Source organism: Massilia sp. 05N420, from assembly GCF_056397205.1.
The window spans coordinates 1-418 of record NZ_JBFTMX010000205.1; the positions used below are offsets into that span (position 1 = coordinate 1).

General features: G+C 58.9%; 1 protein-coding gene. It reads right to left on the reverse strand.

Features of this window, described 5'->3' with window-relative positions; all coding sequences use genetic code 11:
* Window positions 1–418, reverse strand: a 418-nt coding sequence (locus AC1DIX_RS27985) for an alpha-amylase family glycosyl hydrolase (RefSeq protein WP_477328632.1), incomplete at both ends; no start/stop codon positions are given.

Sequence of the window (418 nt, forward strand, 5' to 3'; positions counted from 1 at the left end):
TCGATAACCCGCGCTCATGGGCGGCGTCGACCAGCGCCATGAAGTCCTCGGGACGTCCGTAGCTGCTGTCAGGCGCATAAGAAAGTACGCCATCGTAGCCCCAATTGTAGCCACCGGGAAAATCACTGATCGGCATGATCTGGATAGCCGTGATGCCGAGCCGGGCCAGATGGTCAAGCTTGTCCATTGCCGCGCGAAAAGTCCCTTGTGGCGTGAACGAGCCGACATGCAGCTCGTAGATGACTGACTCTTCCCAAGGGCGCCCGATCCAGTTGTCGGCTTTCCATTGGAAATGCGTAAGATCGACGACTTCGCTTGGGCCACGCACGTCTTCAGGCTGATGGCGTGAACCTGGATCGGGCACTTCAGAGCCGTCCGGAAGCACGAAATTGTAAAGACTGCCGGGACCGGCTGCGCT